We start from the raw sequence: 11,844 nt of genomic DNA on the forward strand, positions 1-11,844 counted from the left end.
GTTGGTCGAGCGACACCGGAAAGCCCAGGGAGAGACCCCCCCCACAGCTGCCCGCCCCCCCCCCCCCACATCGGCCTGGGGACCCCACCCCCCCCCCCGCCCCCGCGGCCGTCCGGTACCGGACAACGGCCGCCGAGTCCCGGACGCGGCGGCGTCGCCCCGGCCACAGTGGGAACACTGCGTACGAGGAGGCCGGGGACGGAAGGCGGACGGATGACGGTGACTTTCCCGGGGGCTCCCACGGGCCGGATACGGCAGAGCGTCCTGGAGTGGCTCGAGGACCCGGCGGCCCACTTCCCCGCCGGACGCCACCGCGACCTCGCCGCGACCGGCGTCACCGCGCGCGCCGTCGCCGCCAAACTGGGCCTGCCCCCGCGCACCGCGCGCGCCCACCTCGACTTCCTCGCCCGCCTCGGCCTCCTGCGCACCCGCCGCATCCGCTGCCGCGTCCACTACCGGCGCGACGACATCCGCGTCGCCGAGGTGGCCAGGCTGTTCGAGAAGGGCTGGTGACGCAGGTGGACGCCGTGACGGCCGCGCGGCCCGGCGAGGAGGGGGCGCCCATGGACGGACCCGCGGAACTCGTGCCGCTGCACTACGTCTCCCTGGGCGCGCACGGCCCCGAGGACGTCGTGACCGATCCGCACGGGCGCGTGCTGACCGGAGTGGCCGACGGGCGGATCCTGCGCGTCCACCACCTAGGCGACCCCCGCACGGCCCGCACCGAGGTGGTGGCCCGCACCGGCGGCCGGCCCCTCGGCCTGGAGCTCCTCCCGGACGGCGAGCTGGTGGTGTGCGACGCCGAACGCGGCCTGCTGCGCGTGCGCCCGGACGACGGCACGGTCCGCGTCCTCGCGAACTCGGCGGCGGGGGAGCGGCTCCGCTTCTGCAGCAACGCCGTCGCCCTGCCCGACGGCACCCTGTACTTCACCGTCTCCAGCCGCCGCTACCCGCACCAGCGCTGGACCGGCGACATCGTCGAACACACCGGCACCGGACGCCTCCTGCGACTGCCCCCGGAGGGCGGCGAGCCCGAGGTCCTGCTGGAGGGGCTGCGGTTCGCCAACGGCCTCGCCCTCGCGGCCGACCACTCCTTCCTGATCGTCGCCGAGACCGGCGCCTGCCGCCTGGTCCGCTACCGGCTCACCGGCCCCCGCGCCGGTCACGCCGAACCCCTCGCCGACCTCCCCGGCATGCCGGACAACCTCTGGCGCGAGGGCCCCGGCGGCCCCGTCTGGGTCGCCCTGGCCGGTCCCCGCCTCCCCGCGCTGGACCTGCTGCACCGCGCCCCGCCGGCCGTCCGCCGCGCCGCGGCCCGGGCCGCCGTGCACCTGCCGTACCGCCCGAGCGGGACCGCCGGTGTCGTCGCCGTGGACGACGAGGGACGCGTCGTCCACCACCTCACCCGCCGCCGGTCCGGCTTCCGCATGGTCACCAGCGTCTGCGCCACCGGCGACCACCTGGTGCTGGGCAGCTTCCTGGCGCCCGGGGTCGCGGTCTGCGCCCGGCCCGCCGCCCGCTGACCCGGCGGTACGCTGGGTTCCGGCCTTGATCGCCCGAAGGGGCGCGGGCCGGCAGAGGAGAAGCGACCCATGACAGCCCCGGAAACGGAGACCCGCGGCGTCCGCCCCGCACCAGCCCGGCGGTCCGAGTGGCGTACGCAGGCGCCCGTCGTCGCGGTCGTGGCGGCCGGCGGCGCGCTCGGCGCGACGGCCCGCTACGCGCTCACGCTCGCCTGGCCCGCACCCCCCGGCCACTTCCCCTGGGCGACCTTCTGGACCAACGTCTCCGGCTGTGCCGCCATGGGTGTCCTCATGGTCCTCGTCACCGACGTGTGGGCCGCCCACCGCCTGCTGCGGCCGTTCCTCGGCACCGGCGTGCTCGGCGGCTACACCACCTTCTCCACCTACGCGGTCGACATCCGCCAGCTGACCGGAGCCGGCCGCCCCGGCCCGGCCCTCGCCTATCTCGCCGCGACGCTGTGCGCGGCCCTCGCGGCGGTGTGGCTGGCCTCGGCCGCCGCCCGCCGGGTCTTCACCGGGCGGCGGCGGTGATCCCGCGCACCGGCCGCGCGCTGCGGCTGACCGTCTACGTCGGCGAGAACGCCACCTGGCACCACCGGCCCCTCTACGCCGAGATCGTGCACCGCGCGCACGCCGCCGGACTCGCCGGCGCCAGCGTCTTCCGGGGCATCGAGGGCTACGGCGCCTCCTCGCGCATCCACACCTGCCGCCTGCTCTCCCTGAGCGAGGACCTGCCGGTCGCGGTGGTCGTGGTGGACACCGAGGAGCGGATCCGGGCCTTCCTGCCCCGCCTCGGCGAACTGGTGGACGGCCGCCTGGTGACCCTGGACGCGTGCGAGACCGTCCGGTGGACGGAACCCTCCCACGGCCCGGACGAAACGGACCCGGAGGGTAAGAAGTCGTTGTGAACTGGCTGCTGGTCGTCGCGGGCGCCATGGTCGGCGCCCCCTTGCGCTATCTCACCGACCGCGCCGTGCAGGCCCGGCACGACTCGCTCTTCCCGTGGGGCACGTTCGTGGTGAACGTCGTCGGCTGCCTGGTCCTCGGCCTGGTCACGGGCGCCGCCTCCGCCGGGGCCGCAGGCCCCCACCTGCGGCTTCTGCTGGGCACCGGGCTGTGCGGCGCGCTGACGACGTACTCGACCTTCTCCTACGAGACCCTCAGGCTGACCGAGGCGGGCTCCGGCCTCTACGCTGCCGGGAACGTCGTGGCGAGTGTGGCGGCGGGGCTCGCCGCGGCCTTCACCGGTGTCTCACTCGCCGGGCTCCTGTGGGCCTAGGCGCGTGCCGCGCGGCGCGGAACAGTGAGTACTGTCTACAGCACTGTCGACCAACTCTTCCCCAGAACTGGATCCCATGAGCGCCATCTCCGTCGGTCAGGCCGTCGTCCTCGGAGTAGTCGAGGGGGTGACCGAGTTCCTCCCGGTGTCCTCCACCGGTCACCTCAAGATCGCCGAAGGGCTCATGGACATCCCCGTCGACGACAAGTCCGTCGTCGGGTTCTCCGCCGTCATCCAGGTCGGCGCCATCGCCGCCGTGCTCGTGTACTTCTTCAAGGACATCCGGCGGATCGTCACCGCCTGGTTCCGCGGCCTGACCGACCGCGAGGAGCGCTACCACCACGACTACAAGTTCGCCTGGTGGGTGATCGCGGCCACCGTCCCGATCGTGGTGGTGGGTCTCGCCGCCAAGCCGCTGATCGACGGCCCGCTCGCCTCCCTGTGGGTGGTCGCCGGCTCGCTCATCGCCGGCTCCGGCGTGATGTGGGCCGCCGACCAGATGGGCCGGCACAAGCGCGGCGAGGACGACACGTCCTTCAAGGACGCGATGTGGGTCGGCTGCTCGCAGATCCTCGCCCTGCTCTTCCCCGGCTTCTCGCGCTCCGGCGCCACCATGTCCACCGCGCTCGTCCTGGACCTGGACCGCGTCGCCGCCACCCGGCTCTCCTTCTTCCTCGGCATCCCCGCCCTGACCGGCGCCGGCCTGTACGAGCTGAAGGACGCCCTCGGCGCGGGGGTCGGCGCCGCCCCGCTCGCCGTCGGCACGATCGTGTCGTTCCTCGTCGCCTACGCCTCCATCGCCTGGCTCCTGAAGTTCGTCGCCAAGCACTCCTTCAACGCCTTCGTGATCTACCGGATCGTCGTCGGCGTGCTCCTGCTCGGCCTGCTCGGCACCGGCACGCTCGCGAGCTGAGCCGACGCCGCTGATCACCCACGGGGTGCGGATGCCTGTATTCAGGCGCCGCACCCCGTGAATCGTTTCTTGCCCGGAGTCTTGACAGGGTCCGCCCGCGCCCCGCAGGATCGCTCCCGTGAACCTGTCAGACAGCCAGACAGGTGGTCTCGTCCCGCGGCGCGTCAGCGCCATGGAAGCGGTGCTCGACCACCTCCGCGGCGCCATCGAGAGCGGCCGGTACGCCATCGGCGACAAGCTCCCCTCCGAAGCCGAGCTGTGCCGCGCCCTGGAGGTGTCCCGGCCGGTGCTCCGCGAGGCGCTGCGCGCGCTGCAGACCATGGGACTCACGGTCTCCCGCACCGGCAAGGGCACCTTCGTGGTGGCGAACACCGTCGAGGACCCCACCTTCGGCGACTACGCGGCCAGCGATCTGCTGGAGGTGCGCCGCCACATCGAGATCCCCGTCGCCGGCTACGCGGCCCTGCGCCGCACCCCGGAGAACCTCGACCACCTGGCGCACCTGCTCGACCGCATGGAGCGGGAGACGGACACCACCGCCTGGGTCGCGATGGACACCCTCTTCCACCTGGCCGTTGCCGAGGCCGCCCAGAACCCGGTGTTCCGCCGGGTCATCGAGGAGATCCGCGACGCGCTGGCGCGTCAGTCGGCCTTCCTCAACGAGCTGGGCGGGCGCCGCGAGCAGTCCAACCGGGAGCACCGGGCGATCGTCGAGGCCCTGGCCGACGGCAGCGAGCACGACGCGGTGGCGGCCATGAGCCACCATCTGGACCGCGTCGAGACGACCCTCACCGACATCGTGCGTCCCCAGCGGGCGGACGGCCCCCCGACGGAAGGCGGAACCGAGGCGTGAGCGAACAGCACCTGGAAGACGACAGGCGCCCCTCGTCCGGTCATGTCGACGCCGGGGACGCCGGCTACAGCAAGGGCCTGAAGCACCGGCACGTCAACATGATCGCCATCGGCGGCGCCATCGGCACCGGCCTCTTCCTCGGCGCGGGCGGCCGGCTCGCCGACGCCGGGCCCTCCCTCTTCCTGGCGTACGCCGTCTGTGGCGTCTTCGCCTTCCTGGTCGTGCGCGCCCTCGGCGAACTCGTGCTCTACCGCCCGTCCTCCGGTGCCTTCGTGTCGTACGCCCGGGAGTTCCTGGGCGAGAAGGGCGCCTACACCGCGGGCTGGATGTACTTCCTCAACTGGGCGACGACCGGTATCGCCGACATCACGGCCGTCGCCACCTACACCCACTACTGGGGGATGTTCTCCGACATCCCGCAATGGTTGATCGCATTGATCGCCCTCGCGGTCGTGTTGACCGTCAACCTCATATCGGTCAAGTTCTTCGGCGAACTGGAGTTCTGGTTCGCGATCGTCAAGGTCGGCGCGCTCGTCGTGTTCATGTGCATCGGCGTCTACGTGCTGATCACCCAGCACCCCGTGGACGGCCACCACCCCGGCCCCGCCCTCATCACGGACAACGGCGGCGTCTTCCCCCACGGCCTGCTGCCCATGCTGCTGATCATCCAGGGCGTCGTCTTCGCCTACGCCTCCGTCGAACTGGTCGGCGTCGCCGCCGGCGAGACCGAGAACCCCGAGAAGATCATGCCGAAGGCGATCAACTCGATCATGTGGCGGGTGGGCCTGTTCTACGTCGGCTCGGTCGTCCTGCTGTCGATGCTGCTCCCGTGGGACAAGTACTCCGCCGGCGAGAGCCCCTTCGTCACGGTCCTGTCGCACATCGGCGTCCCGGCGGCCGGCGGCGTGATGAACCTGGTCGTCCTCACCGCGGCCCTGTCGTCGCTGAACTCCGGCCTGTACTCCACCGGCCGCATCCTGCGCTCCATGGCGATGAGCGGCTCCGCCCCGGCGTTCACCGCCCGCATGAGCCGCAGCCAGGTACCGTACGGCGGCATCCTGCTCACCAGCGGCATGTGCGTGCTCGGCGTCGGCCTGAACTACGTGGTCCCCGCCGACGCGTTCGAGATCGTGCTCAACTTCGCGGCGATCGCCATCCTCGCCACCTGGGCCATGATCATGGTCTGCCACCTGCTCTTCTGGCGGAAGACCCGGGCGGGCGACCTGACCCGGCCGGCCTACCGGCTGCCGGGCTCCCCCTGGACCGAACTCGTGACGCTGGCGTTCCTCGCCTCCGTCGTGGTCCTCATGTACGCCGACGGCGGCGCCGGACGCACCACCGTGCTCTGTCTGCCGCTGATCGTCGCGGCGCTGGTCGCGGGCTGGTACGCCGTCCGCCCCCGCGTCACCCGCACGTCCACCGGCGCCGGCGCGTGACCCGCGTACCGGCCGACCCCGACCCCATGATGCAGGCAGAGATGTACAGCAGTTCCCCCGCCGACGCACCCCTCGTCCGCGAACCCCTTCACGCCCCCGTGGCCCACCTCGTGCGCGGTGGGATCGTCGAGGGAGTCCACCACGGCTCCGTCGTCGTCCTCGGCCCCGACGGCCGGGTCCGGTTCCGGCTCGGCGACATCGAGGCGGCCTTCTACCCGCGCTCGGCCCTCAAGCCCCTCCAGGCCGTGGCCATGCTGCGGGCCGGGCTGCCGCTCGACGGCGAACTGCTGTCACTGGCCGCGGCCAGCCACTCCGGTGAGGAGCGGCACCTCGCCGGCACCCGGCGCCTGCTCGAACTCGCCGGCCTCGCCGAGGACGACCTGCGCAACGTGCCCGACATGCCGTTCGACCCGGTCGTCCGGGACGCCTGGGTGCGGGAGGGCCGCATGCCCTCGCGGCTCGCCCAGAACTGCTCCGGCAAGCACGCCGCCATGCTGTGGACGGCCAAGATCAACGGCTGGTCCCTGGACGACTACCCGGACCCGGCGCACCCGCTCCAGCGGAAGATCGCCGCCACCGTCGAGGAGCTGACCGGCCAGCGGATCGCCCGGGTCACCGTGGACGGCTGCGGCGCCCCGCTGTTCGCCGTCTCCCTGCAGGGTCTCGCGCGCGCCTTCGCCCGGATCGCCTCCGCCGCCCCGGGCACCCCCGAGGCCAGGGTCGCCGACGCCATGCGCGGGCACGCCGAGATGGCCTCCGGCTCCGGCCGGGACGTCGCCGCGCTGATGCGGGCCGTGCCCGGACTGCTCGCCAAGGACGGCTTCGAGGGCGTCCAGGCGGCGGCGCTGCCCGACGGCACGGCCGTCGCCGTGAAGATCGCCGACGGGGCGAACCGGGCGCGGATCCCGGTCGCCGCGGCCGCGCTCGCGCGCGCGGGCGTCGATGCCGGGCTGCTGACCGAGTTCGCCGGGGAGCCGCTGCTCGGCGGCGGGAAGCCGGTGGGGAGCGTGCGGCCGGTGCGGGCGCTGGACCCGGCTCCGGCCACCGTGTAGCGCTCCGGCACGCCAAGCGGCCCCCTTCGCGGGGGCGCCGCCCCCGCCTCCGACCCCAGAAAGGGACCCGCACCCTCATGACCGCCGCCACCCGCAGCGAGCACGACCTGCTCGGCGACCGGGACGTACCCGCCGACGCGTACTGGGGCATCCACACCCTGCGCGCCACGGAGAACTTCCCCATCACCGGCACCCCGATCTCCGCCTACCCGCACCTGATCGACGCCCTGGCCGCCGTCAAGGAGGCCGCCGCCCTCGCCAACGAGGAACTCGGCCTGCTGGCGCCCGCGAAGGCCGCCGCGATCACCGCCGCCTGCCGCGAGACGCTGATGGGCCACGCCAAGGGGCAGTACACGCATCTGCACCCCAACGAGGACGTCAACCTGGGCCAGTCGACCAACGACGTCTACCCGACAGCCGTCAAGACGGCGACGGTCTTCGCGGTCCGTGCACTGCTCAAGGCGATGTCCGTACTCCAGGACGCCTTCGCCCTCAAGGCCGTGGAGTTCCGCGACGTGCTCAAGATGGGCCGTACACAGTTGCAGGACGCGGTCCCCATAACGCTCGGCCAGGAGTTCTCCGCGTTCGCCGTCATGATCGAGGAGGACCGCAGCCGTCTCGCCGAGGCCGTCGAGCTGATCCATGAGATCAACCTGGGGGCCACGGCCATCGGCACCGGCCTGAACGCCCCCGCCGGCTACGCCGAGGCCGCCCGCCGCCACCTGTCCGCCATCACCGGCCTGCCGTTGGTCACGGCCGCCAACCTGGTCGAGGCCACCCAGGACTGCGGCGCCTTCGTCCAGATGTCCGGCGTCCTGAAGCGGATCGCGGTCAAGCTCTCCAAGAGCTGCAACGACCTGCGCCTGCTGTCCTCCGGCCCGCGCGCGGGGCTCGGCGAGATCAACCTGCCGCCGGTGCAGGCCGGTTCCTCGATCATGCCGGGCAAGGTCAACCCGGTCATCCCCGAGGTGGTCAACCAGGTCGCGTTCGAGGTGATCGGCAACGACGTCGCCATCACCATGGCCGCCGAGGCCGGGCAGCTCCAGCTCAACGCCTTCGAGCCGATCATCCTGCACTCCCTGTCGGAGTCCATCACCCACCTGCGCAACGCCTGCCTCGTCCTGGCCGAGCGCTGCGTCCAGGGCATCACCGCCAACACCGAGCGGCTGCGCGCGACCGTCGAGAACTCCATCGGCCTGGTCACCGCGCTCAACCCGCACATCGGCTACACGGCCGCCACCGATATCGCCAAGGAGGCCCTCGCCACCGGCCGCGGCGTGGCCGAACTGGTGCTGGAGAAGGGCCTGCTGCCGGCCGGCCGACTGGCCGAGCTGCTGCGCCCGGAGGTCGTGGCGGGCAGCGGAGCACCGGCCGCCTGACCTGCGACTAGGCCACCACGACGAGGCCCGCGGACCGGCCGGGAGGCACAATGGTGATCATGACAACGACGTCGTCCGCCACCTTCCTGCCGGTCCTGGAGCGCATCGCCGAGGAGATCAGCCACACGCCCGGGCGCGGCCGTCCCGCCGACTACATACCGGCCCTCGCGGCCTGCGACCCGCGCAGCTTCGGCATGGCCGTCGCCGAGCCGGACGGCACGGTGTACGGGGTGGGGGACTGGCGGCAGCCGTTCTCCGCGCAGTCGATCACCAAGGTGTTCACGCTCGCCCTGGACCTCGCCCGGGAGGGCGACGAGCTCTGGGAGCACGTGGGCCGCGAACCCTCCGGCAACCCGTTCAACTCCCTGGTCCAGCTCGAGTACGAGAACGGCATCCCGCGCAATCCCTTCATCAACGCGGGCGCCCTCGTCGTCACCGACCGCCTGCAGACCCGTACCGGCGACGCCGCCGGCGAACTGCTCGCCTTCCTGCGCGCCGAGAGCGGCAACCCCGCGCTCGGCTTCGACACCGAGGTCGCCGCCTCCGAGACCGCGCACGGCGACCGCAACGCCGCCCTCGCCCACTTCATGGCGTCCTACGGCAACATCGACAACGACGTGCCGGTCCTGCTCGACCAGTACTTCCGGCAGTGCTCCATCGCCGCCTCCTGCGCCGACCTGGCACTGGCCACCGGCTTCCTCGCCCGGCACGGCATCCGCGCCGACGGCAGCCGGCTGCTCAGCCGCAGCCAGGCCAAGCAGGTCAACGCGATCATGCTGACCTGCGGCACCTACGACGCGGCGGGCGACTTCGCCTACCGGGTGGGCCTGCCCGGCAAGAGCGGCGTCGGCGGCGGGATCATCGCCGTCGTACCGGGCCGGTGCACGCTGTGCGTCTGGAGCCCGGGCCTGGACGAGCGCGGCAACTCGGTCGCCGGGGTCGCGGCCCTGGACCGCTTCACCACCCTCACGGGCCTGTCGGTGTTCTGAACCGGGAGGCGCGCGCCGGACCGGGAACGCGTGCCGGCCCGGCCGCGCGCCCGCGTCGCGGCCGGATGCCCGGCCCCGCGTACCGGGCCCGCCGAACGGGGTGGGCACATGGCCCCGCGCTCCGTGCACCCGCGCCCCACCACCCACCACGCGCACCCGCCGGCACCCGGCCTCCAGCGCCGACCCGCCCCCGGCCGGCCGCCGGTCCGCCCGCCCCCTGCCGGTCACACACCCGCTCCCGCCCCGAAGGACCGGCGTCGCTCCCTCGCCACCCGGCGTTGCCACGCTGCCCCGGTGCTGTCCAAGGCATTCCCCGTCGACCTCCGCCGCTGCCAGGCCCTGGGGCTGGCCGGCGCCGCCCTCCTCGCGCTCGGCGGCGAGACGGCCGGCGCCCTGCCCGTCCGCCGGCTGTGGGCGCCCGCCTCGGTACACGCGGTGCTCGGCCTGGCCGGGGTGTACTGCGGAATCGTCCTGCTGATCGCGGCCTGGGCGCTCCTCGGCCGCCTGGTACGCGGCCCGCGCCCGCCGACCCCGCGCGCCCTGCTGCTCGTCCTGGCCCTGTGGGCGGCCCCACTGCTGCTCGCGCCCCCGCTGTTCAGCCGGGACGTCTACAGCTACCTCGCGCAGGGCGCCATGGCCGACGCCCACCTGGACGTCTACGCCCACGGCCCCGACCGCCTCGGCGGCCCGCTCGCCGACGAGGTCGCCCCGATGTGGCGGCACACCGCCGCCCCCTACGGCCCCGCCTTCCTCGCCGTGGCCTCCGCGCTGTCCGGGCTGACCCACGGCGGGATCCCGGCCGGCCTGCTCGGCATGCGCCTGGTCGCCCTGACCGGCGTGGCCCTCATGGCGGTGGCGCTGCCCCGGCTCGCCCGGCACAGCGGCGCCGACCCGGCCGCCGCGCTCTGGCTGGGCGCCCTCAATCCGCTGGTGCCCCTGCACCTGGTCGCGGGCGCCCACAACGACGCCCTCATGCTCGGTCTGCTCGGCCTCGGCCTGGTCGCCGCGCGCGGCCGAAGGCCCGCCGCGGGCGCCGCCGGTGCCGTCCTCGTGACCCTCGCCGCCCTGGTCAAGGCACCGGCGGCGCTCGGCCTGCCGGTCGTCTTCGCGCTGCGGGTGCGCTCCGGGGGACGCCCGCTGCCGGCCGCCCTGACCACGGCGGCGGCCTCCGCCGCGACCACGGTCGCCGCCACGGCCGCGGCCGGCACCGGCTACGGCTGGATCGGCGCCCTGGGCACACCGGTCTCCCCGCACACCTGGGCGCCGACCAGCCTGCTCGGCCGGGCGACCGGCGCCCTGCTCGCCCGCCTCGGCAGCGGCCTGGCCCCGCTGGCCCTCCCCGCCTGGCAACTGCTCGGACTCGCGGCCACCGCCGTGGCCGTGCCGCTGATCTGGTTCCGGCTGCGCCCCCGGCCGGTGTACGCGCTCGGCCTGAGCCTGCTCGCGGTCGCGGTCCTCGGCCCGGCGCTCCGCCCCTGGTACGTGCTGTGGGGCCTGTTCCTCATCGCCGCCGCCGCGCCCAGCACCCTGGTACGGCACCGGGTGGCCGCCCTGGCGGGGGTGCTCGCCCTCGCCGTGCTGCCCGGCGGCGGCCCCGCCGGCCCGGGGCAGCTGGTGCCGGCCGTCTGCGGCGCGGCCCTCGGCGTGGTCGTCCTGTGGCAGGCCCGCCTGGTGGGGCGGACCCCCCTCCCGGGACGGCCGGCATGACGGTGCCGGGGCGGACCCGGGGAACGGAACGGGGACCGGGACCGCGCACGCGCCGGGGCCGGCTCCTGCTCGTCGCGTTCCTCGCGGCCGCCGTCGCCGCGTTCACCGCGACCGTGCCGCTGCTGCGCGACTTCTTCGACCTGCGGGTCTACTACGGCACCGTGCACACCTGGGCGCACCACGGCGGCCGGATCTACGACTACCGGGTGCCGGGCACGGGGTACGGCTTCACCTACCCGCCGTTCGCCGCCGTCGCCATGCTGCCGCTGGCCCTGCTCGGCCGGACCGCGGCGATCGCCGCCTCCCTGCTGGTGAACCTGGCCGCGCTCGCGGTGGTGCTGGGCGTCCTGGCCGGGCCGGACCGGCGACGCCTCGGCCGGTACCGGTGGGCGCTGTGCCTGTGCCTGCTCGCCCTGTTCGAGCCGCTGCGGGACACTTTCAGCTTCGGCCAGGTGAACCTGGTGCTGCTGGCCCTCGTCCTCACCGACTGCCTGTTCCTGTCGACCGGCCGGGGCCGCTGGGCGGGCGCCGGGACGGGGCTGGCCGCCGCGGTGAAGCTCACGCCCGTCCTGTTCATCGGCCTGCTGCTGCTCGCCGGGCGCCGCCGGGGGGGGGGGACCACGGGGGGCGGGGGGACGGTCGATAAGAGGGTGGGGGCCCTCCCCCCCCCCGCGACCTTCCCCCCCTCCTAGAACGAAGAGATGGGGGGAAGC

The 11,844-nt window shown here is 74.0% G+C and carries 12 protein-coding genes and 1 pseudogene; all 13 read left to right on the plus strand.

The window, feature by feature from the left end; all coding sequences use genetic code 11:
• Positions 1–213: 213 nt before the first annotated feature.
• Positions 214–513, plus strand: a complete 300-nt coding sequence (locus ACZ63H_RS14130) for a helix-turn-helix domain-containing protein (protein WP_469864668.1) — start codon at positions 214–216, stop codon at positions 511–513.
• A gap of 50 nt (positions 514–563) precedes the next feature.
• Positions 564–1,523 (plus strand): SMP-30/gluconolactonase/LRE family protein, encoded by a 960-nt coding sequence (locus ACZ63H_RS14135; RefSeq protein ID WP_469864894.1) that lies wholly within the window; start codon positions 564–566, stop codon positions 1,521–1,523.
• 69 nt (positions 1,524–1,592) lie between these two features.
• Positions 1,593–2,054, plus strand: coding sequence for a fluoride efflux transporter CrcB (crcB, locus tag ACZ63H_RS14140; protein ID WP_469864669.1), 462 nt, complete (start codon positions 1,593–1,595; stop codon positions 2,052–2,054).
• A complete protein-coding gene (locus ACZ63H_RS14145) occupies positions 2,051–2,431 on the plus strand; it encodes a DUF190 domain-containing protein (RefSeq protein WP_469864671.1) in 381 nt (126 codons plus the stop codon). The genes crcB (ACZ63H_RS14140) and ACZ63H_RS14145 overlap by 4 nt, the downstream gene beginning before the upstream one ends.
• Complete coding sequence (gene crcB, locus ACZ63H_RS14150) at positions 2,428–2,802, plus strand: fluoride efflux transporter CrcB (RefSeq protein ID WP_359046945.1); 375 nt, start codon at positions 2,428–2,430, stop codon at positions 2,800–2,802. The genes ACZ63H_RS14145 and crcB (ACZ63H_RS14150) overlap by 4 nt, the downstream gene beginning before the upstream one ends.
• Before the next feature lie 76 nt (positions 2,803–2,878).
• Positions 2,879–3,715, plus strand: coding sequence for an undecaprenyl-diphosphate phosphatase (locus ACZ63H_RS14155; RefSeq protein WP_469864673.1), 837 nt, complete (start codon positions 2,879–2,881; stop codon positions 3,713–3,715).
• A gap of 118 nt (positions 3,716–3,833) precedes the next feature.
• The gene (locus ACZ63H_RS14160; RefSeq protein WP_469864675.1) at positions 3,834–4,568 is read left to right on the plus strand and encodes a FadR/GntR family transcriptional regulator; all 735 of its coding nucleotides are present in this window, start codon (positions 3,834–3,836) and stop codon (positions 4,566–4,568) included.
• A complete protein-coding gene (locus ACZ63H_RS14165; RefSeq protein ID WP_469864677.1) occupies positions 4,565–6,004 on the plus strand; it encodes an amino acid permease in 1,440 nt (479 codons plus the stop codon). The genes ACZ63H_RS14160 and ACZ63H_RS14165 overlap by 4 nt, the downstream gene beginning before the upstream one ends.
• 41 nt (positions 6,005–6,045) lie before the next feature.
• Complete coding sequence (locus ACZ63H_RS14170) at positions 6,046–7,056, plus strand: asparaginase (protein ID WP_469864896.1); 1,011 nt, start codon at positions 6,046–6,048, stop codon at positions 7,054–7,056.
• 77 nt (positions 7,057–7,133) lie between these two features.
• Entirely contained in the window at positions 7,134–8,435 is a 1,302-nt protein-coding gene (locus ACZ63H_RS14175; protein ID WP_469864679.1) for an aspartate ammonia-lyase, read from the plus strand.
• A gap of 50 nt (positions 8,436–8,485) precedes the next feature.
• Entirely contained in the window at positions 8,486–9,424 is a 939-nt protein-coding gene (locus tag ACZ63H_RS14180; RefSeq protein ID WP_469864680.1) for a glutaminase, read from the plus strand.
• Between the two features lie 294 nt (positions 9,425–9,718).
• Positions 9,719–11,131: a polyprenol phosphomannose-dependent alpha 1,6 mannosyltransferase MptB gene (mptB, locus tag ACZ63H_RS14185; protein ID WP_469864682.1), complete on the plus strand. Its 1,413-nt coding sequence runs from the start codon at positions 9,719–9,721 to the stop codon at positions 11,129–11,131.
• Positions 11,128–11,773: pseudogene (locus ACZ63H_RS14190) on the plus strand (glycosyltransferase family 87 protein); the annotation flags it as partial. The gene mptB and the pseudogene ACZ63H_RS14190, both read left to right, overlap by 4 nt.
• Positions 11,774–11,844: the final 71 nt, after the last annotated feature.

The sequence above is a fragment of the Streptomyces sp. NPDC104831 genome, assembly GCF_055583025.1.